This is a genomic window from Hymenobacter psychrophilus (assembly GCF_900107135.1).
GTDB lineage: Bacteria > Bacteroidota > Bacteroidia > Cytophagales > Hymenobacteraceae > Hymenobacter > Hymenobacter psychrophilus.
The window spans coordinates 232,350-256,575 of the sequence record NZ_FNOV01000004.1 but is presented as its reverse complement, the minus strand read 5'-3'; the positions used below and the strand labels follow the sequence as shown (position 1 = coordinate 256,575).

General features: G+C 58.1%; 19 protein-coding genes. 1 reads left to right on the top strand and 18 read right to left on the bottom strand.

Annotated elements, in window-relative coordinates; translation table 11 throughout:
* Positions 1–82 precede the first annotated feature (82 nt).
* Positions 83–2,146, top strand: coding sequence for a beta-N-acetylhexosaminidase (locus tag BLW21_RS07870; RefSeq protein WP_092738905.1), 2,064 nt, complete (start codon positions 83–85; stop codon positions 2,144–2,146).
* A gap of 11 nt (positions 2,147–2,157) precedes the next feature.
* Here the strand turns inward: BLW21_RS07870 and BLW21_RS21085 are convergent, their stop codons facing one another.
* The 18 genes from BLW21_RS21085 to nrfD all read right to left on the bottom strand — a co-directional run bounded on the left by BLW21_RS21085 (position 2,158) and on the right by nrfD (position 24,114).
* Complete coding sequence (locus BLW21_RS21085; protein ID WP_139255130.1) at positions 2,158–2,832, bottom strand: hypothetical protein; 675 nt, start codon at positions 2,830–2,832, stop codon at positions 2,158–2,160.
* A gap of 26 nt (positions 2,833–2,858) precedes the next feature.
* A complete protein-coding gene (locus tag BLW21_RS07865) occupies positions 2,859–6,785 on the bottom strand; it encodes an RHS repeat domain-containing protein (RefSeq protein ID WP_092738904.1) in 3,927 nt (1,308 codons plus the stop codon).
* Between the two features lie 217 nt (positions 6,786–7,002).
* Entirely contained in the window at positions 7,003–10,746 is a 3,744-nt protein-coding gene (locus BLW21_RS07860) for a sensor histidine kinase (protein ID WP_139255129.1), read from the bottom strand.
* A gap of 122 nt (positions 10,747–10,868) precedes the next feature.
* A complete protein-coding gene (locus BLW21_RS07855) occupies positions 10,869–11,282 on the bottom strand; it encodes a DUF983 domain-containing protein (protein ID WP_245711839.1) in 414 nt (137 codons plus the stop codon).
* The gene (locus BLW21_RS07850) at positions 11,269–11,544 is read right to left on the bottom strand and encodes a hypothetical protein (RefSeq protein ID WP_092738902.1); all 276 of its coding nucleotides are present in this window, start codon (positions 11,542–11,544) and stop codon (positions 11,269–11,271) included. Before BLW21_RS07850 ends, BLW21_RS07855 begins: the two co-directional genes overlap by 14 nt.
* 69 nt (positions 11,545–11,613) lie before the next feature.
* Positions 11,614–12,171, bottom strand: coding sequence for a DUF420 domain-containing protein (locus BLW21_RS07845; RefSeq protein ID WP_092738901.1), 558 nt, complete (start codon positions 12,169–12,171; stop codon positions 11,614–11,616).
* Positions 12,158–12,799: an SCO family protein gene (locus tag BLW21_RS07840; protein WP_139255128.1), complete on the bottom strand. Its 642-nt coding sequence runs from the start codon at positions 12,797–12,799 to the stop codon at positions 12,158–12,160. Before BLW21_RS07840 ends, BLW21_RS07845 begins: the two co-directional genes overlap by 14 nt.
* A 3-nt stretch (positions 12,800–12,802) precedes the next feature.
* Complete coding sequence (locus BLW21_RS07835; protein ID WP_092738899.1) at positions 12,803–13,132, bottom strand: cytochrome C oxidase subunit IV family protein; 330 nt, start codon at positions 13,130–13,132, stop codon at positions 12,803–12,805.
* Positions 13,133–13,204: 72 nt separating this feature from the next.
* Complete coding sequence (locus BLW21_RS07830; protein WP_092738898.1) at positions 13,205–13,978, bottom strand: cytochrome c oxidase subunit 3; 774 nt, start codon at positions 13,976–13,978, stop codon at positions 13,205–13,207.
* Positions 13,979–14,003: 25 nt separating this feature from the next.
* Positions 14,004–14,591, bottom strand: coding sequence for a cytochrome c oxidase subunit 3 (locus tag BLW21_RS07825; protein ID WP_092738897.1), 588 nt, complete (start codon positions 14,589–14,591; stop codon positions 14,004–14,006).
* Positions 14,592–14,745: 154 nt separating this feature from the next.
* Positions 14,746–15,597, bottom strand: a complete 852-nt coding sequence (cyoE, locus tag BLW21_RS07820; protein ID WP_092738896.1) for a heme o synthase — start codon at positions 15,595–15,597, stop codon at positions 14,746–14,748.
* Between the two features lie 57 nt (positions 15,598–15,654).
* A complete protein-coding gene (locus BLW21_RS07815; protein WP_092738895.1) occupies positions 15,655–16,737 on the bottom strand; it encodes a COX15/CtaA family protein in 1,083 nt (360 codons plus the stop codon).
* Between the two features lie 260 nt (positions 16,738–16,997).
* A complete protein-coding gene (locus BLW21_RS07810) occupies positions 16,998–18,848 on the bottom strand; it encodes a cytochrome c oxidase subunit I (RefSeq protein ID WP_245711838.1) in 1,851 nt (616 codons plus the stop codon).
* Between the two features lie 24 nt (positions 18,849–18,872).
* A complete protein-coding gene (locus BLW21_RS07805) occupies positions 18,873–19,949 on the bottom strand; it encodes a cytochrome c oxidase subunit II (protein ID WP_092738894.1) in 1,077 nt (358 codons plus the stop codon).
* A gap of 97 nt (positions 19,950–20,046) precedes the next feature.
* Positions 20,047–21,390, bottom strand: coding sequence for a quinol:cytochrome C oxidoreductase (locus BLW21_RS07800; protein WP_317040223.1), 1,344 nt, complete (start codon positions 21,388–21,390; stop codon positions 20,047–20,049).
* Between the two features lie 9 nt (positions 21,391–21,399).
* On the bottom strand, positions 21,400–22,143 hold the full coding sequence (locus BLW21_RS07795) for a c-type cytochrome (RefSeq protein WP_092738893.1): 744 nt from the start codon (positions 22,141–22,143) through the stop codon (positions 21,400–21,402).
* Entirely contained in the window at positions 22,143–22,667 is a 525-nt protein-coding gene (locus BLW21_RS07790; protein WP_092738892.1) for a DUF3341 domain-containing protein, read from the bottom strand. The genes BLW21_RS07795 and BLW21_RS07790 overlap by 1 nt, the downstream gene beginning before the upstream one ends.
* The gene (nrfD, locus tag BLW21_RS07785) at positions 22,660–24,114 is read right to left on the bottom strand and encodes an NrfD/PsrC family molybdoenzyme membrane anchor subunit (protein WP_245711837.1); all 1,455 of its coding nucleotides are present in this window, start codon (positions 24,112–24,114) and stop codon (positions 22,660–22,662) included. The genes BLW21_RS07790 and nrfD overlap by 8 nt, the downstream gene beginning before the upstream one ends.
* Positions 24,115–24,226 lie beyond the last annotated feature (112 nt).

The window sequence follows — 24,226 nt, the reverse complement described above, 5'->3', positions numbered from 1 at the left end:
GGCCGGTCAACGGCGGGCGGGCGGGGGTACGCCCCGCCCCTACCTTGCTAACTTTGCGACCCACCCGCCCGCTCCGCCTCTCATGCGCCCATTTCTGCTGCTGCTTGTGTTTCTGCTGGCCCGCCCGGCTTTCTGCCAGCCCACCACCACCGATACCCGCAACCTGCTACCGGTGCCTACAACGGTGCGCTGGGGTACGGGTATGCTGGGCTGGAAGGTCGTGCTCCGCCCCCGCTTACAGGGGCCGGCCGACACGATTACCGCCGCCGCCGTGGCCCGGACGCTCAAGCGGCTCAACCGGCAGGCTCCGGCCACAGCCCGCGACGCTGCCACGCTGCCCCTGCAAATCAGCTATGGCAAAGTGGGCCGGCCCGAGCTGTTTGATGAGGAGCGCTACAGCCTGCGCGTCACGCCTACCGGCGTCACCATCGACGCACCAACCACGCTGGGCGTACTGCACGCGCTGGCTACGCTGGAGCAGCTGCCCCAGCCCGATGGCCGCCACTCAGCACTGCCCGAAGTGGATATCCAGGACCAGCCGCGCTTTGCCTGGCGGGGGCTGCTGATTGACGTGGCCCGGCACTTTATGCCCGTCAGCGTCATCAAGCGCAACCTCGATGCCATGGCGGCCACCAAGCTCAACGTACTACACTGGCACCTCTCCGACGACCAGGGGTTTCGGGTGGAAAGCCGCGCGCTGCCCCGCCTGCACGAGGTAAGCGGGCAGTACTACACCCAGGCCCAGGTGCGCGAGGTGCTGCGTTACGCCGCCGCCCGTGGCATTCGGGTGCTGCCCGAGTTCGATGTACCCGGCCACACCATTGCCTGGCAGGCCGCCTACCCGCAGCTGGCCTCCGGCGACACGCTTTACAAAACCGTGTACCAGAGTTGGCGCCTGGCCAACGTGGCCTTCGACCCCACAAAGGAAACCACCTACCAACTGCTCGATACGCTGTTTGGCGAGATGACGGCCCTGTTTCCCGATCCGTACTTCCACATCGGGGGCGACGAAAACGATGGGCGGCAGTGGCGCGGCAATCCGCGCATTATGGCTTTTGCCAAGGCCAAAAAGATGCTGAAGCCGGATGGTAAAACGCTCGACAAGCACGCGCTACAGACCTATTTCAACCGCCGGGTACTCAGCATCCTCACCAAGTACAACAAGCAGATGGTGGGCTGGGACGAAATTCTGGGCCCCGGGTTACCCAAGGATGCGGTAATCCAGAGCTGGCGAGGTAAAAAGGGCCTCTACGATGCGGCGAAGGCGGGCAACCGGGCCATCCTGTCCAACGGCTACTACCTCGACCTTTACCTGTCGGCTGCCAACGCCTACGGCACCGACCCGCTGCCCGTCGATAACCCACTCAACGTAGCGCAGCAGCGGCTTATCAGGGGCGGTGAGGCTACCATGTGGAGCGAATTTGCCGACAGCGTTATCGTGGATTCGCGCATCTGGCCCCGCGCCGCCGCCGTAGCCGAGCGGCTGTGGTCGGCCCGCGACGTGAACAACACACCCGACATGTACCGCCGCCTGGCTGCCGTGTCGCGGCAGCTGGAGGGCCTGGGGCTGCAGCACCGCAGCGCCCCCGAGCAGCTGCTGCGCCAGCTGGCCGGCCCCACCGACGTGGTTGCGCTGCGCACGCTGGTCCAGGTGCTGGAGCCCGTCAAGGAATACAAGCGCCATTTCCAGGGCTTCACCTACACGCCCAGCACGCCCCTTAACCGCCTCGTCGATGCCGCCCCGGCCGAATCGGACGTAGCCCGAAACTTCAACTGCCGGGTCGATTCGCTCATGGAAGCCACCGTGGCGCTTGCCGGGCGTGGCTCAGTGTTTACCATGGTGCCCGGCCGCCGCAATGCCCTGGCCATGCGTCAGCAGTTGCAAGCCTGGCAGGCCAACCACTCCCGCCTCATTCCGCTGCTGGCCGCCTCCCCTACCCTCACCGAGTACGCCCCGCTCTCGGCCGCCCTGAGTGCCGCCGCCGCCCTGGGCCTGGAGCGGCTGGCGCTGCTGGAGAAGCAGCAGAAGCCCGATGCCGAGTGGCAAGCCACCGCCCTGAAGCAGCTCGACGCGCTAAATAAGCCGGCCGGGCAAACGGAGCTGGCGGTGCTGCCGGTTATTCGGCGGCTGGTGGAGCTGCGGTAGTTGCACTTAGTTTAATCAACGAATATCAGTTGCTTTAACGGATTTTCATTTCTCATAATATATTTTTTATTAATTTGCAAATTACCAATAATATCTTTAAACAAATCACCATTATATTTATTCAATCTATCATTTGATAATGTAATTTGATACTTATAAACGAACCTATCATCAACGTAAACTATACAATATCCTTTATAGGCTATTGTATTATAAATAAATTCAACGTTTCGCTCATAGGCAAAATCATGTTGAAAAACTAGCTTTTTCAATGTATCTGCACCTTGAACAGCAAACCCATCAAAGGCTTTTTCACTTATTCCGCGAGCAAAAGCATTGTAATCGAGCGAGTCAATATTTTTATAAATTCTAGTGAATGTTATACGTTCTATACTATCCGTGCTACTAGGTGGCAAGAGAGCAAGTTCGTGTTTTCTTGGTTTCGCTTTCCAACCATAAGGAGCGCATATAATTTCTTGACCAATTTCAAATAGGACCCAGTCGGCTAACTCAGGACTGCTTGTTTCGTGTTCGATATTAAAAGCAGTTACATCAAGAGTATCACTAGCTATTTGAGTTTGAACCGGCTGTTCCCATCTCGCGTCTGACCGACATTGTGTTAAAATAATGAACATGAGTAGGAAGAATGCTCGTCTGGCCCAGCCATTTAATTTTTTGTAATTCATAAGAGTGCGAGGTTCTGTAATTCACCCTAAAACAACACCGCCACCTGCATCCGGCCGGTGTGGATGGCGTTGAGGCCCTGGGGTTTGCGGCCGTCGTAGGCTAGCGTGATGTTGAGGCCGTTGCTCAGGCGCTGCTCCAGGTTCAGGTTCCAGGTGAAGTTGGTGCCGGGGCGCAGGGCGTTTAGGATTTCCAGGCCCACGAGGCTGAGCTGGTTGCCCGTGAAGCCCACGCCCACGTAGCGCCCGGTGGCCGATACGGTGCGCTTGCCCACCTGGCTAATGCGGGTTTCCAGACCCAGTTCGTGGAAGGTGCCCTTCGTACCCACATCGGCGCCGGCCAGGTTGCGCTTGGTGGTGAACAGGTAGGTGGTGGTGAAGCGCCAAACCGTGGACGGCTGGTAGCTGACCTCGGGCGCCACCTCGTACTGCTCGACCCGGAAATTGCGCGTTTCGAGGTAGCTCGATTGGTTTTCGCGGATGGCGCGCGTGCCGTTGAGTCGGCCCGTGAACGACTGGGCCAACGTGCGGCGTAACAGCAGGTTCTGGCTGGCCAGGTTGCGGGTATCGAATCCCTGCGTCAGCAACACCTTCTGCTGGGTTTGCTGAATAGTGAGCTCGGCCCCGAAAATAGGGTTCGAGCGGTTGAAGTACAGCGTATTGCGCAGCAGTTTGTTCAGGCTCAGTAGCAGCGAGTCGGCGGTTTGAAAGGCGAAGGGGTTGAGGCGGGCGTTGAGCGTGTTTTCGGTGCTTTTGCGGTCGAGCGTAACGGTGGTAAGGGTGCTGAAACGGCTGATCAGTTCGCGCCAGCCGGCCGCGTCGCGCCACTCACGGGGGGCCGAGAGCGTGAGGCGGTAGCTGAAGCGGTTGGTGAAGGCGGGCAGGTAGTCGTCGGTGGGTAGAAACACCTTGATGTAGGTGCGGAACTGCGCATCGGGCGTCTGGGCCTCAAAAAACTCGTTTTTCTGCTGGAGGCCATCGTCGTTCAGGTCGTTCCAGTAGTGGGTGCCCTGGCCGTTGGGCACGGCCAGATAAGCGAAGTCGCGGCGCAGTTCGCGGCCGGTGGCCACGGCGTAGCTCAGCTCCGAGCGCACCGTATTCTGCCAGAAGCTGGCGTTCCAGTCGAGTTTGCCCAGCACGGTCCGGTCGCGCACGAAGCCGGGGGCGGGCGCGCCGGGCTGGGTCTGGCCGGTGGTGTCGCGGGCGCTCAGGTCGCGGTAGGTGGCCAGAATATTCAGGTCCTGGGTGGCGCTCAGGTGCGAGATGAGCGTGCCCTGCCAGGTATGGGCCCGGCCCCGCTCGCGCAGGCTGGTTTGCTCGGCGTTGGGCGTCTGGTCGCGCCGGAAGCTGTAGTCTACCCGAAACTTTAGGCGGGCTGTGTCGCGGCTCTGCACGAACAGGGCGTGCTCGTCGTAATAGTTGGCCGACGTGAGCGAGTCGCCGGCCTCGGCGCGGGCCACGCGGTTTTTATCAAAGCGGTAGGCGTAGCCGGGCTCCAGGGCGCCGCCCACGTAGCGGGCCGCCGCCTCGCCCCGCGCCCAGCGCGACTCGCGCCGGCCGGCTTGCGAGTTCAGCAGAAACAGGTTGCCCCGCAGCTGCACCCGGCCTAGCTGGTGAGCAGCATCGAGCCAGTGCTGCACGCCGCTCACCTCGCCAGCCCGGTAGCGGCGGCTCAGGCGGTAGCCCAGGGCGTTGTTGGCGTCTTTTATCAGCCCTACGCCGGCATTAAAAATGTTCTCCTCGCGGGGCGTCTGGTTGTTGCCAATAAGCGTATTGCCGGTGCTCCAGTTGCGGTCGAACTCAATGTCGCGGTACCGGTCGATGGGCGTGAAGCGGCGGCTGGTGTACTCGTAATCTATATTGCTCCGCAGCTGGTAGCCCACCAGTCCCGGCAGGCTCACGGGCCGGTTCTGCACCACGTAACCCACCCGCATGGCCCGGCCGGTGGCCCCGTCGGCGGCAAAGCGGTTCAGCTCCAGCTCCGAGGAAGCCAGATCGACAAACACAGTGGCCGTCGAGTCGAGGGCGTAGCTGGTACCCACCGTAATCAGCTGCTTTTTGAGGGGCGTGGGCAGCACCCGCACCGGCTCATACGTCCCGCGGTTCGTGCCCACGAAGGTGTACACGCGGCCGTTGGCGTTGGCCTCGCCGGGGGTAGTACCCAGGTTGTAGGAGCCCTGCCCCGGCCCCAGGTTCGTAAACTGCACGTTGTACACCAGCGCCAGCGTATCGAGCGGCGGGTACACGAACACGCGGGTGGGCAGGCCGGTGGCGGGGTCGGGCAGCGTTTCGCGGCGGTACTGAATCTGGCGCCGGTCGTAGGGCACGAGCGTGTCGCCGGGGGCCGTTACGCGGCTCACGTTACCGCTGCGGCGCAGCAGGGCCTTCTGGCCGTCGTTCAGGGTCAGGTTGGGCGAGTTGTCGGGGTTGTCGGCTTCGCGGTAGAAGTTGGCGTGCACCTGCAGACGGCCCAGCTGCTGGTAGTGGCTGGCCTGCACCAGCGAGCGGGCGTAGTTGAAGTCGGAATACTCGTAATCGACCTTAATGCGGGTGTTGCGGGTGATGAGGTGGCGGGGCGAAAACGTGAGCTCGGCCTGGTTGTAGTCGATGATGTAGTCGGCATCGAAGCCGCGCACCAGCAGCCGGCCATCGAGGTACACGCGCTCGGAGTTGGCCAGCACAATGATAAACTGCTCGCCGTTGGGCCCGCGCAACCGATACGGGCCCTGCACGTTTTCCAGCGGCGCAATATCAATGCTGGCAAACTTGCCCTTGGCCCCGCCCGCCGCCACCGAGGTGGTAGCAAAGGCCTGCCCTTTCGCCACCGACAGCAACGGCGCCCGCGTCCCGGCTTCGCGGCGGGTAGTTACGGTCTGGCTGGTGTTGGGACCGGTACCGTTGGGCGTGAGCACGCCACCACTGCGCCCCGCCGGCGCGTAAGGGTCGGCGGTGGGCGGCGTGGCGGTGCCGGGCTGCACCTGGCCCGAGCCGGCCGCCGGGGCAATGGTGGGCGAAGTGGTAATGAAGGTACCAGTGCTGCCACCCGCCGCGTTGGGGTACTGGAACAGCTGCTGGTTGCTGATGCCCGCCCCGGCCCCACCGCCGAAGCCACCCGCCGGCAGCTGCCCGAAATTCACCTCGCCGGCCCCGCCCTGGATGTTTTTGTAGTAGCGCAGGAAGTAATCGGGCTTGTTGCGCAGCACCACGTCGCCGGCCGTCAGGCTCCAGCGCGGGTTGGTCAGGGTGATGTAGATACGGTCGAACTCCTGCAGCTGCTGCGTGTTGCCCTCGGGCTGGAAAGGTACGTTCTGGTCGGATATGGCGGCCGTCAGGTCGATGTTATCGGTGAGCTTGCCTTCGAGCTGCAGGTTGAGCGAGGAGCTGACGAAGACATTCTGGGCGTTGCCAAACGAAACACCCCGCGACAGATTACCGGTTTTGTTGATGCCCGGCGTGTTAAGAATCTGCTCCTTCACCGAGAAATCCTGGGTCCCAAACGTGGGTCGCTGCCAGAACTGCAGCGTGTCGTGCAGGCTGCGGGGCCGCCGGAAGCGCGGCTCGGCCAGCCGCAGCGGCAGCACCCGGTAGCACACCAGCACCGAGTCGGGGCCGGCGGGCGGCAGCACCATATCGGGGAGGCCAGGTTCGGGGTTCGGAAAGCGTGAGGAGGGCCGCACGTAGCGGTACTGGTCGGTGGCGGGCTCGTAGGCCACCGAGCGGCCATTCAGGCTTACCGAGGCCGGCACCACCGTCAGCGTATCCTGCAGGCTGAACAGCGTGGTATCCTGGTTCGCCGCCAGCCGCACCCATACGCAGCGCCGGGTGCTGGGCGGCGCATCGGCCGGCGCGGCCGGGCGCTGCTGGGCCCAGGCCGCGGCCGGCAGCAACCACCACAGCAACAGCCCCGCCAGCAGCGCCCGCAAGCGCAGTGAAAAGGGCGTAAGGCGGTTGCTCATTCAGTAAAAATACGACACCGGAATTTTGGTGCCAGTCTAACGCCTCAGCTCAGCAGTTAGTGCCTGAACCTGGGGCGGGCCGTCGGCTCGGGGCCGCGCTTCGCTGCGCATAATCCATAACGGTCTGCTGGCTTTCGGCGGCGACAGGAATAACGCCCGTTGCGGCGTTTCGCTGTCAGCGCGGTTCTTCGCTTTTGCTTTCAACTTTCATCTTCTGCTACCCTGCCAGCGGCAATTCAATGAAAAAACGGGTGCCCACGCCCTCCTCGGTTTCAAACCAGATGTGGCCGCCGGCACTCTCGATGCCGCGCCGGGCCACGGCCAGCCCGATACCCGAACCAGCTGCTTTGGTCGTGAAGTTGGGCACGAAGATCTGGGGCTGCACCTCGGCCGAAATGCCGGTACCGTTATCGGCAATGCAGATGCGCACCCGTCCGCCCGTTTCAGCATCCAGCGGCTCCAGAATGGCCACCACTTCGGGCGTCCGGCCCTCGGGCACGGCCTGCAGGGCATTGATGAGCAAGTTGTTGAAGGTGCGCACCAGCAGGCTTTCATCAGCAAAGACCACGTACTGGTCGGGTCCGATATCGGGCGGCAGCGTGAGGCGGATGCCCCCGCCTCCCGGCCGGCTCTGGTGCAAATGCACGCAGCGGCGCAGAATGGGCACCACATCGAGGCGCTCGGGGCGCATGGCGGGCAGGTTGGTGAAGTTGCTGAACGAGGTGGCAATGTCGGTCAGCACGTCAATCTGGGTGATAAGCGTCTGCGACACCTTCGTGAGCAACTCCTCCAAGTTCGGGCGTCGGTCCTGAATGGCCCGTTGCAGAAACTGCAGGCTCAGCTTCATGGGCGTGAGCGGGTTCTTGATTTCGTGGGCGACCTGCCGGGCCATTTCGCGCCACGCGGCTTCCTTCTCCTGAATGGCCAGTTCCTCCTTGCTCTCATCGAGCTTGAGCAGCATGTGGTTGTACTCGCGTACCAGCAGCCCAATTTCATCCTCCGACTCGTAGGCCAGCATCTCGTTCTGGCCCGTGAGGGTGGTCTGCCGCAGCTTTTCGGTGAGCAGCTTGAGCGGTTCGGTGAGCAGGCGCGCGGCAATAAAGGCCAGCCCCAGAAACAGGATAAACATCAGCGTGAAGATGTTCAGTACGGTGCTTACCAACTCGGTGAGCTTGTTATCGAGGTCTTTCTCCGAATCGAAAAACGGAATACCCACGTAGCCCAGCACCGGCCCCGATCGGCCACCCTGCACCGCATTGGACCGCAACGGCAGGTACAGCGCGTTAAACGAGAGCGTGCCGGCCCGTTCCGTTAGCAGGGCCCGCGGCTGGCCATCTTCGCTTAGGGCCGTAATGGCCCGCGGATTCATGAGCGTGCTCAGCAGGCTGGCCTCGAAAATGAGGGGTTGGCTACTCACCAGCAGCTCGCCGTGGGCGTCGTAGAGGTTGAGGTCGGTTTCGGTGAGGGCCGATACGTTTTCGGCCAGCTCCACAAGGTCGGCGCGGTTGGCATCCTGGGCCAGCATCGCCCGGTTCTTGAGCAGGTTTTCCTGCACCGCCTGGCCCCGCCGCAGGTAGGAGCGCAGCAGGTCGCGCTTATACGAGTTGGTTACCTGCCCGGCAATGGCCGCACTCATCACTACCAGCGGCACGAGTACGCCCAAATTGAGAAAAACCTGAATTTTGGTGCTGAAGTTGGTGCGCAGCAACGACCGGTACCGCCCGCGGGCCAGCAGCACGGCTCCAATCAGCAGCAGCCAGCAGAAGCTGTAGAGCAAAAACAGAAACGAGAAATTGGCCAGCCAGTCGGCAAACGAATACGTAGCCGTCGTCACCACCACCAGCCGGTCAGATTTACCCAACCCGCGCACCCCCAGATGGTGGTAGCCATTCAGGGCCAGGCCTGTAGTGTACAGTCGCGGGTCGTCGAAGAAGCGCGGCAGCAACTCATTGATGTAATCGAAATCTCCTTCGCTATACACCAGCTGGCCCTTCTCGAAGCCCGCGTAACTCAGGTCGGTACCCAGCTGGGGCTGAAAGAACTTTTGGTCGACCAGCAGCTCGGGCACTACGCTGTTGGCGGTGAGCTTTTTCAGCGTCAGCTCCAGGGCAATGGTGCTGCTGCCCTGCTCGGCCGTGGGGGCGGGCACGGCAATAAAGGCCACGTAGCGCCGCGAGTTGAAGGCGCGGCTGCCGTCGCGCACCAGGTAAATGTTGGGGTGGCCGGTAGGGCTGGCGTTGCGCAGCAGGTAGTCGCGGGTGGTTTGCAGGTTGCCGCCAATGGCCACGCCCCGCCCCTCGGGCCGGAACAGCAGCACCCGCACTTCGTACTTGTCGAAGTAGTCGCGCAGGTAGTATTTCACTACTTTCTGCTTGATAAGGTCGAGGTTGATGAAGGGGCTGGCCAGCATTGTGCGCAGCACCGGGTCGCGGGCCATTTCGCGGCCGCGCTCCACCAGCAGGTACTCACCCTGCAGGTCGTTGTCGGTGAGCAGGTTGCTGGCCAGGCTTTGCTTGTTGAGGGTGAGCTGGCGGTTGAAATGCTCATAGAGGGCCAGCGCCCCCACGGCCGAGCTCAGGGCCAGCAGCACAAACACAAACAAGTAGAGCTGGTAGGGCAGCGCCGCCGCCGTGGGCACAAGGCCCGTAACGCGCAGCCCCAGAAAAAACGTCAGGGCCAGTCCCAACAGCGTAAAATGCACCAGCTGCAAGCCCAGACCCGCTGCCAGAAACCCCACCGCCGAGAACAACAGCAAACTCACGCTCAGGTAGCGCGTAGAGGGGCGCACCACCCGCATAAATAGCTGCGTGAGGAGGTAGAAGCCCACTGCATAACTGCCCGTGTGCAACACAATAGCCAGCCCCAGCAGCAGCTTAAACGGGCTGACCTGAATATCCTGGGTGATGTCGAGCAGCAACTGGGAGTTGCTGAAGCTGCTGGTGTAAAAATCGTAGAGTAGCTCCAACAGCCCGTAGAAGCTCAGCACGACGCCGGTGCCCAGCGCCATGCGCAGCTGCCAGCGCCGCAGCCGCTGCACCCGCCGCGACAGCCCGTAGCGCCGAAACAGCCGCAGCCCGTACCAGGCGGCCAGCGCCAGCAGCAGCGCGTTCAGCAGCAGGTCGCCGAGCGAGGGCGACAGCCAGGAGGCAGCGTACACCCGCGGGTCGAAGAGGCGGAACTCGAGCAGCGAGAACGGCAGCCCCAGCTGCAGCATAGCCCCGCGCAGCACCAGCAGCGGCAGCAGCACCAGCACCACCCCCGCCAGGGCCTGGCCCTGGGCAAACCGCCGGCGGGCCCACAGCAGCCAAGCCGTCATATAGCTGCCCACTCCCAGCAGCAGCAACCACAGCGGCAGGTATTTGCCCGTTATGGCATCGGCCTGCAGGCTTTCTACCGAAAACAGATAATTACCTTCGTTCGATACCAGCCGGGGCCGGCCCGTGTTGCCCCTCTCTACTACCAGCCGCACATTCTGGCCCTGGAAAATACCCTGGCCGTTACCGTCGCGCAGGTAGCGGTTGCTGATTCCGTAATTAATTTCGAGCGGGATGTAGGTCAGCAGGATGTAGGGACCCTCGGCGTGGCGCAACACCAGAAACGTGCCGAAGCGGGTTTTCAACAACCGCTCGTGGTAGCGCTGGGTGGCCTGCTCCACGTCGGGGTGCACGGCGTGGTCGGACCAGTACAGCAGCTGCTCGTTCCGGAATACGAAGGTTGGGTAAGTGGTGTGGCTCGTCAGGCTGCGGAAATCCATGCGGCCTGTGGCCAGCCGTTGCAGCACATCGGTCGATTCCCGCTCGCCCGTAAGCTCGGCTTCCATCAGCACTTCCTGCAGCCGGGTTGCCGACGCCTGCAATACCACCTGCGGATCCTGGCCGTAGCGGTTACTCACGTAAGCCGCTACAAAGCACTGCAGACCCAGCAGCAGCAGCACCAGCGGAAGATGACGACGAAGTTTCAAACAGAAAAGCCACTAGTAAGGCAGTACCGTAAACCTACAACCTTGGGGCCAAAAAAAACGCCGCCCGAAGGCGGCGAACAATTAAGCCGGTAGGCACTGCGGGCCCACCAGTCGCACTGCACTCAGGAAGCAGCCCCGTAGCGGGGGTTATACTCCACCCCACCAAACAGATACAGCATCAGAATTCGGGAGTAGCGCAGGCTAAAAGGCGTTAGCAGTACAGTTATTACGGCCACGGCCGTCACGTACACCCACGTATCGGGGTCGCCGAGCAAATGATAGACCAGCAGGCCAACTACCAGCATTATGCCCGTTGAGAAGGCAAAGCTGATGTACATGGCCCCAAAGTAGAAACCCGGCTCGGGCTCGTACGCCTGGCTGCATACCGGACAACTGGCGGGCATTTCGGTGAAATGGGCCAGGTTCAGAGACGAATGCGTGAACATCGGCCCCCGGCGGCAGCGCGGGCAGCGTTGCTGCAGAATGCCCGTCAGCATGGAAGCGGCCGGCGCGGGATAGGCTTTAGACTCCGCCATGACCTGCTTTCTTCTTTTTCTGCTGATTTGTGTGCCGGTACCAGAAGAAGCCCACGCTGCCAATCAGCAGATACGGAATGGCCATCAGGTATACGATGCCCTTGTTGAGGCCGGTTGTATCGTAGCTGTCCTTGTCTTGGCCGCCCGCTACCAGCTGGGTTTTACACAGCGTACACTGGGCCTGGGCGGGCGCCGGGGCCAGCACGCTCAGGAGCAGCGAGACAACCAGGGCCAGCAGGCCCACTATAGCAAGTTTTTTCATGGCGAAGAAGTGTTAAGCGTGTTTTCTTATAACCCCGAAGCCGGGCCGCAGGTTCGGCCCCGCCATCTGCTATGAGCTATAATAAGGCGCAATCATGAAATACACGATAACGCCCGTCACCGATACGTACAGCCACACCGGATACGTCCAGCGGGCAATACGACGGTGCTTCTGAAACTGCTCGGTGAGGGCAAAATACAGCGTAAACAGCACCAGCCCCACCGTAGCGGCCGCCAGCACAATATGCGTGAGCAGAATGAAATAGTACACACCCCGAATCAGCCCCTGGCCCCCAAACGTGGTGCTGGGAACCTGCGAGTGGTAGGCTACATAGGATACCAGAAACAGGGAGCCCAGCAGAAACGCCAGCCCCATCATGGCCCGGTGCCGGGCCACCTGCTTGCGGCGGATGAAGTAGTAGCCCAACATCAGGAACACGGCCGTCAGTGAGTTGAGCCCAGCGTTAACGGCGGGCAGCGCCTTCACATTGAGGCCCGGAATGACAAATACGCCGGGGAAGTAGTACAGCACGGCTACCGCTACCGGAATAACGGCCCCGAGCACCGCCGCCAGCACTTTGTACTTGGTGGCTCCGGCAGGATTAACGATTGGTTCAGGGGTGTTCATAGATGTACAGCAACACGCTGATTTCGGTGATGAGCCGGTTCATATCCCGCTCGCTGGTGCCGTTGTAGCGGCCCCGCACGTACCCGTCGCGGTCAACGAGCTGCACAACGAGCGGATAAGTGCCGGCAGTAGGCGGTAGCCGCAGCTCCTGCTCTAACAACCGCGTTACCGTACTTTCGTTTCCGGTCAGAAAATACCATTTGCCGGCAATGGCGCCTGCCTGCTCGGCGTAGCGAGCCGCCAGCGAATCGGGGCCGGTGAGTACCGAAGCCAGCCGCACCCGCGACTCCTGCCGAAACTTCTCCTGCACCCGCACCAGCTGGGCCGTCTGTCGCTGGCACTCAGGCGGACAGCCCGGCGGCATCGCGCTCAGCACATACAGGCTCTGGGCCCGCAACTCGGCCCCCGATACCTCGCGCCCGCTGGCAGCCTCGCGCAGTTGAAACGACCCGAGTTGGTGGAAAACAGTATCGCGCTGCCATTTTCCGGCCACCAGCGTCGAATCGACGTGCTCGGGCAGGTAAAAGGGCAGCGCGTAACGGTTGGTACCGAAGCTTTTCAGAAACAGAAAAGCCAGGACCGGAACCAGCAACATCAGGCCCAACAGCAAAACTTGTTGGGGCCTCATGGGCTAGAAAATGGCTTTATGAATGGCGTTGCCTTCGGTGATGAGGGCCAGTAGCAACCAGATCAGCAGGGCCATCGGGATGAGGATCGTCCAGATGAGTCCTTTGGTTTCATGCTTCAGGTGCATGAACTCGGCCACGATAAAGAAGGCCTTGAAGATAGTCAGGACAATAAAGATGGAATTGCGCAGCGTGCTCGAGGGCATAACGAAGGCAATCAGGAATTCCAGCGCTGTAATAGCCGTGATAACCCAGAAGGTTTTCCAGATCCAGGCCGTATTGGGCTTCGGAATCTCGCCGGGGTGGGCCGGCATTTGAGTGGTGTGGTTAGCCATGAGTAGAGAGGAAAAACACGGCAGCCGACTGGCCGCCCCGAAGAGCACCAGCCGGCCGCGTAGCCAGGAAAATTAAACCAGGTAGAAGAAGGTGAAGACGAACACCCACACCAGGTCAACAAAGTGCCAGTAGAGGCCAATTTTTTCCACCATCTCGTAGTGGCCACGCTTCTCGAACGTGCCGTTGGTGGTGGCAATAAAGCAGTAAATCAGCAGGCAGATGCCCGAGAATACGTGCGTGCCGTGAAAACCGGTAATGAAGAAGAACAGGTCGGCAAATAGCACCGGACCGTACTGGTTCACAGCCAGGTTGGCTCCGAAGAACCGCGTACCGTCGTTCATGAGCGTACCCTCGTCGGTGCCGCCAATAAAGTGGCTCCACTCCCAGGCCTGGCAGCTTACGAAAATGGTACCGAACAGAATGGTCCACAACAGCCACTTCTGCACGTCCTTCTTATCGAAACGCTGGCCGGCTTCTACGGCCAGTACCATGGTTACCGACGAGAAGATGAGAATCATCGTCATCAAGGCCACGAAAGCCAGCGGCAAATCGACGCCATGCAAGCCGGGGAAGGAGTTGAACACCTTCTCCGGAATGGGCCAGTAGGCCGTGGAAAACACGAAATCTTCGACCTTGCCGGCGTATGCCAGGTACTTGTGGCGAATAAGGCCGTAGGTGGTCAGAAAAGCGGCGAACGTGAAGGCGTCCGACAGCAGGAAGAACCACATCATCAGCTTGCCATAGCTGGCATTGAAGGGCTCATTACCGCCGTCCCAGGTGCCGGTGCGGGGCTTGTCCAGGGCGGAATCGGAAATTGCCTGCGTCGTCGGGGAAATGGTGGACATAGCGTGCGGGGGAGTTTACAACAATCTAGTGGTTCAAAAGTAAGAACAAATACAGGTACAACCAAAGTACGCCCAGGAAGTGCCAGTAGATGGTAACGTTGCCAATGGAGAGCATTTCGCGGGAATGCACCTGATACTTAAAGCTTTTCCGCACAACAACCAGCAGAAAGATAAGGCCTGTAATCAGGTGAAAACCGTGCACTCCGGTTAATACATACAGAAATGAGCCGGAAGGGTTGGAATCGGTACCCGCAAAAAAGATGCGACCGTCTACCAACTGGCCCCACAGCAGCCACTGGCCCACCAGAAATGTCAGGCCCAAGCCAAAGGTGAGCACCAGCGCCAGCCGCACCTGCTTCAGGTCGTTGCGACGCGCGGCCAGCCAGGCCCACTGCACCGTGGCCGAGCTCAGCAACAGCACCAGCGTGGTATAGAGGAAACCTGCCGGCAGATTGAACTCAAGCCAGTTGCCCTCGTTGCGCCGCACAATGTAGGCACTGGTATAGGCAGCAAAAATCATGAATATGCTGACCATCATCAGCATGAGCAGAAACCGGGTCGGGTGTATTCCGGTGGCCGGCTCCTTGGTATTCAGCGCTTCGTTAGCAAGCATTTGTATGGAAGTGAGAGGTGAGATATGAGAAGTGAGACAGGCGGCAGAGCACGGAACAGAAAGAATCCGGAACTCCCACCTGTTTGATTCAAACACTGAGAAGGAGGCTTTTGTCTCACTTCTCACGTTTCATATCTCACTTCCAAGGCAAGCACTACATCTTGTCCAGCACCAGGGCAATCTGAACGATAGGCAGATACAGGAAGGAGCCGAACATAATGCTCATGGCCGCCTTCTTACTAACCGTGCGCATCAGGTAGAACGTCTGCATCAGAAACAGCACTCCACACACGGCGGCCACCATGGGGTACACCGTGCCGGTCATGCCGAAATAAAAGGGCAGTAGGCTAAGCGGAATAAGCACCAGCGTGTAGGTCATAATCTGGAACGCAGTACGCAGATCCTTCTTGCCGGGCGAGGGCAGCATCTTGAAGCCCGCCTGCTTGTAATCGTCGTCGAGCACCCAGGCAATGGCCCAGAAGTGCGGAAACTGCCACATGAACTGGATACCAAACAGAATCCAGCCCTGCAGGCCCAGAACGCCGGTAGCCGCTACCCAACCGATAAGGGGTGGCAGCCCACCTGGAATGGCTCCGACGGCCACACAAATCGGGGAAATAGTTTTGAGCGGGGTGTAAACGAATCCGTATAGAATCAGCGAAAGCAACGCCAGCGCCGCCGAAAGTGGGTTGAATACCAGCGTTAGCAAAGCCAGCCCCGCCCCGCCCAGCAGAAACGTAAACACCCAGGCTTCCAGGGGGCTGAGAATGCCAAGTGGCAACGGCCGCTGGGCAGTCCGCTTCATCTGGCGGTCGAGGTCGATTTCAAAAATCTGGTTAATAGTGTTGGCGGCTCCCGTAACGGCCAGCCCGCCCACCATAACCAACAACGCCCGCCCCCAGTGCAACTCAGTGGCACCCAACAGGTAGCCGATAGCACTGGAAAAAGCCACCGTGAGGGCCAGCCGGAACTTGATCAACTGGAAGTACGCCTTAGCCTTACTCATTAACGGGAGAAAAACAGAATACACGGCGAAAAACCGCCGCCCAACGGGGCTGCAAAGCTACGCAACAACGGCCGGAGTAGCCGCCTGCGGTTGCATCTTCGTAGCCCGGTTGTAGACTACCAAGGCCTGAAACTGCGCCCCGAACAGCACGGTGGCCAGCGTCAGGTGAATAGGCTGGGCGAAGGCCGGGAATGCAAAGTAGGCCAGCGTAATCCCTGCCACGATTTCGGCTACCACCAGCACTACTATAGCCGTAGCCAGCCGCTGTAGCCCCCGGGAGGACAGCGTGTAGAGGCGGTAGGTTAAATAAGCGTTCAGCAGCAAAATCAGGATAGAAAACGAGCGGTGCACCTTGAAGGTAACGCCCAGCTGGTCTATCCAGCCGGCCCGGCCCAGGTAATGGCTGACCGAAGCAAGTAGATCGACCTCCTCCCGCACCTGAGTGCCCAGCACGATCTGGCAGAAAGTAAACAGCACTGCTACTGCCAATACGGCTTTCAGGCCCGGCAACGGCTGCACCCACTCCTCAAAACCGTCGCCCGGGCGCTGCGACCGAATAACTGCGTATAGCAACAGGCCCACAATTACGAGGGCCAGCCCCATATGTACCGTTACCATAATGGGCAGCAGGTTGGTAGAAACAACCAATGAGCCCAGCCAGCCCTGCACCCCGGTGAGCAGAAACGAAGCCAGCGCCAGCCAGAATACAGGCCGGTCGCGCCGCCAATAAGGCAAAGCAAACAGCACCGTGGCAAACACGAATACTCCAATTAGTGCCCCAATCAGCCGATTGATATATTCAATCCAGGTTTTCACCGGGTTGAAATCAGTTTCGATGTACTGCGAAGGGTGAGCGAAAATGTCCCCTGCTACCTGATGGAAACCCAGGCTTTCGAGTCGGGCCGCCAGCTTTTTGTTCTTGGCTACCCGCTGAGCTGTATATACTTCCTTGTAATCGGCTGGCAGCTGGCTTATGTGGGTGGGCGGAATCCAAGTACCAAAGCATTTTGGCCAGTCGGGGCAGCCCATACCCGACCCGGTGCTACGCACAACGCCGCCAACTAAAATCAAAACGTACACGGCTGCCACGGTAAGGATACCCACGAACCGGAAACGGCGCACAAAAGCAGGATTTGCCATTTTTGAGCTGTTCACTACAAGCTATTCGCTAGCCACTTTCTGATGAAAAGATGAAGAGTTCGACCGACAACAGATTGCCAGCCAAGTTCTCCCACCAACGGTTGCACTTCAGGTATATAACCATCTCAGCAGCATATTGCTTCGTCGGAAACTGCTGAATTACCTGTACTTCTGTATGTATTTTTCGTTAAGCCGATTGCAAAAAAACAGGCCGCCGTTGGTACGGCGGCCTGTTCCAAGTGTTTGCGACTAATGGAGGATTATTCCATTTCCTTCTCGTAGGGCAGGTTAGATGACTGCGTCTGCGAGTACGGTACGGTTTGCGGGATGAAGTCCTCCTCGGCACCGGGTTTGCTGTAATCGTAAGGCCAGCGGTGCACAGCTGGGATGTCGCCGGGCCAGTTGCCGTGGCCGGGAACTACCGGCGTCGTCCACTCCAGCGTCGTCGAGTTCCAAGGGTTCTCGGTAGCACGACGACCGCGCCAGATGCTGTAGAAGAAGTTGAAGATGAAGATGAACTGACCAATGAAGGCCACGATAGCAGCTACCGAGATGAATTTGTTCAGGTCAGCAAACTGGCTGAAGGTATCAAAACCAGTCCAAGCGTAGTAGCGACGGGGGAAGCCGGCAATACCTACGTAGTGCATCGGAAGGAACACCAAGTATACACCGATGAAAGTCAGCCAGAAGTGGATGTAACCCAGCTTCTCATCCATCATACGGCCAAACATCTTAGGGAACCAGTGGTATACCCCAGCCCACAGACCGAAGAAGGCCGACGAACCCATTACCAAGTGGAAGTGAGCTACTACGAAATAGGTGTTGTGCAGCTGAATATCAAGAGCAGCATTACCAAGTACAATACCCGTCAGACCACCAGCAATAAACAACGATACAAAGCCAATGGAAAACAACATGGCCGTAGTGAAGCGGATATTACCGCGCCACAGTGTGGCCAGCCAGTTGAACACCTTCACAGCTGAAGGCACGGCAATAATTAAAGTCAGGAACATGAATACCGATCCGAGGAAGGGGTTCATGCCGGTTACGAACATGTGGTGAGCCCATACGATGAAGGAGAGCAGCGAAATACCGAGCAGCGAACCAATCATGGCGCGGTAGCCGAAAATGGGCTTACGGGCATTGGTGGCCAGAATTTCCGACACCATACCCATGGCAGGCATAATTACGATGTATACCTCGGGGTGACCCAAGAACCAGAATAAGTGCTGGAACAGGATGGGCGAACCACCCGTGTTGGGCAGCGCCTGACCCGCAATGTAGATATCCGAAAGGAAGAAAGAAGTACCGAACGAACGGTCGAAAATCAGCAGCAGGGCAGCCGAGAACAGTACCGGGAAAGCCAACAAACCCAGAATAGCCGTCAGGAAAAACGCCCAGATGGTCAGGGGGAGCTTGCTCATGCTCATGCCCTGGGTACGCAGATTGATAACAGTGGTGATGTAGTTTACGCCACCCAACAACTGCGATACAATGAACAGCGCCATCGATACCAGCCAAAGCGTCTGGCCTGCACCCGAACCTGAAATAGCCTGAGGCAGCGCCGAAAGCGGCGGATAAATTGTCCAGCCAGCTGCGGCAGGTCCGGTTTCAATAAACAGCGAGGCAAACATAATCACACTGGATGCGAAGAAGAACCAGTACGAAAGCATGTTCATGAAGCCCGACGCCATATCGCGAGCACCAATTTGCAGTGGAATCAGGAAGTTGGAGAACGTACCCGACAGACCAGCAGTCAGCACGAAGAACACCATAATAGTGCCGTGCATAGTTACCAGAGCCAGATAGAACTCGGGGTTCAGTTTACCAGCCTCAATCCACTTACCCAGGAATGGCTTAAGCCATTCGAGCGTAGCTTCAGGCCAGCCCAACTGCAAACGGAACAGGCTGGACAGCGTACCACCAACAACAGCCCAGAGGATACCCGTAATCAGGAACTGCTTGGCTATTACTTTGTGGTCGGTGCTGAAAACGTACTTCTGCAGAAAACTCTGCTCGTGGTGCTCATCGTGGTGCGCGTGGTCGTGGCCCGGTTCGGTTGCCCCGATGCCACCCTGCACCTGCTCTTGCGTGGGAAAGTTAGCTGCCATAGGTAAAACGTGCAGTAAGAATGATTAAAGCGAAGCCTTGGCGGCCGTAGGAATTACGACTGCAGCCGCTGCCGGAACAGCCGTTGCTTTCTCAACCAGTTTGTCCGACTTCTGTTTGAAGCTAGCCAATACTTCTGGGTTCTGCTCCGAGAATGATTTCTGCTTAGCGAACCAAGCAACATAGTCGTCTGGTTCATCTACGATTATGGTCATCTTCATAGCGAAGTGACCACGACCGCAAATCTGATTGCAGGCCATTTCGTAGTTGAAGGCAGGATTGCTCGTCTGAGCACGCATTTCGTCAGTCGTCTTGGTCGGTGTAAACCAGAACTTAGTCGGCATACCTGGAACAGCGTACATCTGTACCCGGAAGTTAGGCATGTATACAGCATGAAGTACATCGCGCGAACGGATACGCAAGAGTACCGGATGCCCCTTCGGAACGTGAATTTCACCAGCTGTGAAGTCGTCGACGCCGTTCTGGTCGCTCAAGTCGAATCCAAATTCGTTTACAGCATCAATCAGGCGATAATTCACCATGCCCAACTTCTGATCACGACCGGGGTAACGTACCAACCAGTTAAATTGCTTGCCCATAATCTCCAGCACTACTGCGTCTTTAGGAGCAGGACCAGTAATACGGGTCCACTCCTTCCAGCCAGCAAATACCAAAGCTGCCATTACCACGGCCGGAATCAGCGTCCAGATAACCTCAATCTTGTTGTTGTGCGGGAAGAAGAAAGCCCGGCGATTGTCATTATGCTGATACTTATAGGAGTACCAGAACAGCAACACCTGGGTCAGCACGAAGGCAATCCCCAGAATTATCATCGACGTCCAGAACATCTTATCGGTAGCCAAACCGTGGACAGAAGCAATCGGCGGGTTCATTTTGTCGAAGTTCTCAACAAAAGACCAAGCGAACCAAGCGCCACCTACCACTAGGAAAACCAAGCACAGGATAGCATTTACACGGTTGCTGATACTCACCTCGCGAGTAGAGCTGCCCGAGAAGATGGAAGTCAGAATCTGGAGGCGGAACAACAGGCCGAATACGACCAGCAACAGCGCCAGAACCAGAATAATGCTCAGAGTAGTCATTGACGAAATGTAGAAGTGAGAGTTGAGAGGCCAGAAGCGAGAACCTGTATCCTATCAGGCCCAACTTCCCACACTCCAATACTCATGTCTGAAATTATTAGGTGGTATGATGAACGCTCTCGTCGAGGAAGGGATGATGCAACGGAGTAAGCGAAGCCTGGGCTAGTCTCTTGGTCATGAGAATGAGGAAGCTACCGAGGAAGATCAAAGCAATGCCAATCTCGATAATAAACCCATTATCGCCCTTCATTGTTCCGGGCATGAACATCAAATAGAAGTCGGACCAGTGACCAATCAGGATGGCAATACTCACAATTTTGAGCATGATCATTTGACGCTTAGCATCCCGAGTCATCAGCACCAAGAAGGGAAAAACGAAGTTGACAGCCAGGTTGGCAAAAAACAACCAAGTGTACTGGCCATTGAAGCCACCCAGACGCTGATTGAAGTATACCGATTCCTCCGGAAGATTGGCGTACCAGATCAGCATGAACTGCGAGAACCACACATAGGTCCAGAAGATACTGAAGCCAAACATAAACTTGCCCAAGTCGTGCAGGTGGCCTTCCTTAAGCAATGGCAGGTAGCCGGCCTGCTTGAGCAGGATGGCGCACAGCGTAACGGCTGCAATGCCCGATACCCACCACGAAGCGAACACATACCAGCCGAACATCGTCGAGAACCAGTGAACGTCTACCGACATAACCCAGTCCCAAGCCGACATCGACGATGTTACGGCGTAGAATACTAGGAACAAGGCCGACACGTTGATGCTCTTGTGGAAGTAAGAAGTGCCACCATTCAAATCTTCGGCAAGTGACAAGTCACGAAGACGCTTGGTGAAGTAGATCCACAGGCCCAAATAAATAACCGTCCGGATTAGGTAGAACGGAATGTTCAGGAAGCCCGATTTGCCGGCAATAATGGCGTCGTAGTTGGCGTTGCCCTTCTCCATGATACCAGGAACGGTCCAGTGGAACAGGTCATTATTGATGAAGTTGAGGCCGAACACGACCAGCATAATCACCAGCCCCGGTACCAGCCAGGCACTCAGGGCCTCATTGATGCGCTTGACAACCACTGACCAGCCCGCGTAGGCTACGTACTGAATGGCCATAAACACGGTGCCAATAGCTGACACACCCGTGAAAAACACATTGTTGTGCCACAGGCTTACGATGATGCGCTTGAGCCAAGGCGCGCTGCCGTGGTGCTCACCGCCGTGGCCGGCCGCAGCAGCGCCATGGCCCGCAGCCGCGCCGTGCGCAGCAGCGGCACCTTCGGCTGCCTCGTGGCCGCCACCGCCGAACAGCGAGACGATAATGCCCACCACAAGCACGACTACGCCGGCGATGATGATGAGCATGAAGTTTTTACGGGCGCCCGGCGTTACCTCCAGGTATTCCGCCGTAACGCTTTCCTGATGCGTCAGAGTTGCCATAGCAGGGGGTTAAATAGCTTCGCCGTTCCGTGCCGGGTCGCCCGCACCGGGGTTCTTCGACATTTCGTTTGAACCAGCCTTGGTAAGGTTCGTTTTCATCTGACCCGACGTCATAGTCGAATCGGCGGTGGGCACGTCAGCATCAGCGCTACCAACCTGCACCATATCGGCTAGCCCATCGGGACCTTTACCGAGTTGTAGTGCCCGTACGTACATGGCAATTTTCCAGCGTTCCTGAGGGTTCACCTGCGAGCCGTGTGGCATCATCCGGTTGCGTCCCCACTGAATCACGTGGTAGATGTGACCATCGTTTTGATTCTTATAAGCGCCGGCCGAGTAGTTAGGTACACCTTTGAATTTGATACCTACCGGACCTTGACCATTACCCTCCTCGCCGTGGCAGTGCTGGCAGTTACGGGAGTAAAGCACCTTGCCTTCCTCCAAGTGGGTTTTGGTGTATGCGTAGGGATTCTTCAGCGTGGTTTCAGCCGCGGCTACATCGTCTTTAGCAATGTGCGTGTAGTAAGCCAGCTTACCGCGCGGGATAGTACCCACAGCCGGCGTCCGCTCGTTGATGCCCATAGGGTTGATGTGGTTGGCACCAACTTGGCTCAGCGGCTCGTACGGAATGGAAGTGTACATCTCCGGAGCGTACTCCAGGCCCGTATCGTTGGCCTGATTACAGCCCGTGGTCAGCGCCGCAGCCAGCAGCACCGCCGACGCCTGTAGCGATATTTTCAGCGAGTGCATCATTAGAACTTGGACATTTCTTTTTGGTTGACCTCCGATGCGCCATTTTCCCGCAGAATCTGCGTGAGCTTGGTCATGTCGGTGTTCTCATTTACCTCAATGGCCATCACGAACTTGTCATCAGTCGAGCGCACATCCAGAACTGGCGTTTTCCAACGTGGATACAGCTTGCTGATAGTATAGAAAGTGATTACCATACCGTGGCAGCAGAAGAGCACTGTCAACTCGAATGATACCGGAATGAAGGCTGGCAGCGCAATGTGCGGTTTGCCGCCGATGATCATTGGCCAGTCGAAACCCAGCATGTAAATCTGCATCCAAAGTGCGAACGCCAAGCCAGTCAGGCCAAAGAAGAACGCAGCAATAGGTAGGCGCGACCGTTCGATGCCTAAAGCATCGTCGATGCCATGGATAGGGAACGGGGTGAAGACTTCGTAGATTTTAACGCCGGCTTCCCGAACGTTTTCCACGGCGTGCAGCAGCACGTCTTCGTCTTCGAAAATACCGAGGGCGAAGCGCTTAGTCATGCTTATCGTAGTTTACTGGGGCCGAGGCTGGCACTCCGTGGGTGGTGGCAGGTTTAGGGGCGTGGTGAGGATCGTGGCCGGTATATGTCGGTCCATTATCCACCGTGTACTTGAGTACTGCTTTCACTTCAGCCATGTTGATAACGGGGAAGAACTTGGCAAATAGCAGGAACAGCGTAAAGAACAGGCCAATAGTACCCACGTAAATGCCTACGTCGATGATAGTAGGTGAGAACATGGCCCACGAGGAGGGCAGGTAGTCACGGTGCAGCGAGGTAACGATAATTACGAAACGCTCGAACCACATACCGATATTCACGATAATCGAGAGGATAAACGTGAGCGGAATGCTGTAGCGCACCTTGCGGAACCACACCAGCTGAGGCGTAATCACGTTGCAGGTCATCATGGCCGCGTAAGCCCACCAGTAAGGGCCAGTGGCGCGGTTGATGAAAGCATACGACTCGTATTCTACCTGCGAATACCAGGCGATGAAGAACTCGGTGATGTAAGCCACACCTACAATCGAGCCGGTCACCATCATGATTTTGTTCATGAGGGCAATGTGCTCAATGGTAATATAGTCTTCCAGCTTGAACACAACCCGGGTGATGAGCATCAGGGTCAGTACCATCGCAAAGCCCGAGAAGATAGCACCGGCAACGAAGTAGGGCGGGAAGATGGTCGTGTGCCAACCCGGTACCACCGAGGTGGCGAAGTCCATCGATACAATGGTATGCACCGACAGTACCAGCGGAGTCGAAACACCGGCCAGAATCAGCGAAACCGTTTCGTAACGGCTCCAGTGCTTGGCCGAACCTTTCCAGCCCATGCTCAGCATGGAATACGCCACTTTAGCAATCGGGCCCTTTGCCCGGTCGCGGATGGTAGCGAAGTCGGGCACCAGACCCGTGTACCAGAACACCAGCGACACTGTGAAGTAGGTCGAAATGGCAAACACGTCCCAGAGCAGCGGCGAGTTGAAGTTCACCCACAGCGAGCCAAACGTATTCTGCAACGGGAATACCCAATAAGCAAGCCATGGACGACCCATGTGCAGTACCGGAAACATGGCCGCGCAGATTACCGCGAAGATGGTCATGGCTTCGGCGGCGCGGTTGATGGAGGTCCGCCATTTCTGACGGAACAGCAGCAGTACGGCCGAAATCAGGGTGCCGGCGTGGCCGATGCCTACCCACCACACGAAGTTGGTGATGTCCCAGGCCCAGCCGATGGTTTTGTTCAGGCCCCATTCGCCGATGCCGTACCACAGGGTGCGGTAAACGGAGTAGAAGAACACGCCGAGGAGAAGAAGGGCGACGCTCAGGGCGGCCATCCACCGAATATTCGGGGCGGCTTCTACCTGGCGGCACACGTCCTGGGTAACGTCGTGGTACGTTTTCCCCCCGGTAACGAGCGGCTCCCGTACAGGTGATACGTGCTGCATAGTGATTGAATTTGGTTGTTGGGGCTTCAGGGACTCGGGGACTTGGCTTCGTGGCGGGCAGACTGGCGCTAAAAACCAACTCCCTAAATCCCCAACAAGCTAAGAGCCGAGA

Bases quoted from the DNA above. Each gene is read 5' to 3' on its own strand.
- nrfD (WP_245711837.1), bottom strand. From the start codon at position 24,114: ATGCAGCACGTATCACCTGTACGGGAGCCGCTCGTTACCGGGGGGAAA.
- BLW21_RS07805 (WP_092738894.1), bottom strand. From the start codon at position 19,949: ATGACTACTCTGAGCATTATTCTGGTTCTGGCGCTGTTGCTGGTCGTA.
- BLW21_RS07870 (WP_092738905.1), top strand. From the start codon at position 83: ATGCGCCCATTTCTGCTGCTGCTTGTGTTTCTGCTGGCCCGCCCGGCT.
- BLW21_RS07825 (WP_092738897.1), bottom strand. From the start codon at position 14,591: ATGCTTGCTAACGAAGCGCTGAATACCAAGGAGCCGGCCACCGGAATA.
- BLW21_RS07855 (WP_245711839.1), bottom strand. From the start codon at position 11,282: ATGGCGGAGTCTAAAGCCTATCCCGCGCCGGCCGCTTCCATGCTGACG.
- BLW21_RS07795 (WP_092738893.1), bottom strand. From the start codon at position 22,143: ATGATGCACTCGCTGAAAATATCGCTACAGGCGTCGGCGGTGCTGCTG.
- BLW21_RS07845 (WP_092738901.1), bottom strand. From the start codon at position 12,171: ATGAACACCCCTGAACCAATCGTTAATCCTGCCGGAGCCACCAAGTAC.
- BLW21_RS07815 (WP_092738895.1), bottom strand. From the start codon at position 16,737: ATGGCAAATCCTGCTTTTGTGCGCCGTTTCCGGTTCGTGGGTATCCTT.
- BLW21_RS07790 (WP_092738892.1), bottom strand. From the start codon at position 22,667: ATGACTAAGCGCTTCGCCCTCGGTATTTTCGAAGACGAAGACGTGCTG.
- BLW21_RS07835 (WP_092738899.1), bottom strand. From the start codon at position 13,132: ATGGCTAACCACACCACTCAAATGCCGGCCCACCCCGGCGAGATTCCG.
- BLW21_RS07850 (WP_092738902.1), bottom strand. From the start codon at position 11,544: ATGAAAAAACTTGCTATAGTGGGCCTGCTGGCCCTGGTTGTCTCGCTG.
- BLW21_RS07865 (WP_092738904.1), bottom strand. From the start codon at position 6,785: ATGAGCAACCGCCTTACGCCCTTTTCACTGCGCTTGCGGGCGCTGCTG.
- BLW21_RS07840 (WP_139255128.1), bottom strand. From the start codon at position 12,799: ATGAGGCCCCAACAAGTTTTGCTGTTGGGCCTGATGTTGCTGGTTCCG.
- BLW21_RS07810 (WP_245711838.1), bottom strand. From the start codon at position 18,848: ATGGCAGCTAACTTTCCCACGCAAGAGCAGGTGCAGGGTGGCATCGGG.
- BLW21_RS07830 (WP_092738898.1), bottom strand. From the start codon at position 13,978: ATGTCCACCATTTCCCCGACGACGCAGGCAATTTCCGATTCCGCCCTG.
- cyoE (WP_092738896.1), bottom strand. From the start codon at position 15,597: ATGAGTAAGGCTAAGGCGTACTTCCAGTTGATCAAGTTCCGGCTGGCC.
- BLW21_RS07800 (WP_317040223.1), bottom strand. From the start codon at position 21,390: ATGGCAACTCTGACGCATCAGGAAAGCGTTACGGCGGAATACCTGGAG.
- BLW21_RS21085 (WP_139255130.1), bottom strand. From the start codon at position 2,832: ATGAATTACAAAAAATTAAATGGCTGGGCCAGACGAGCATTCTTCCTA.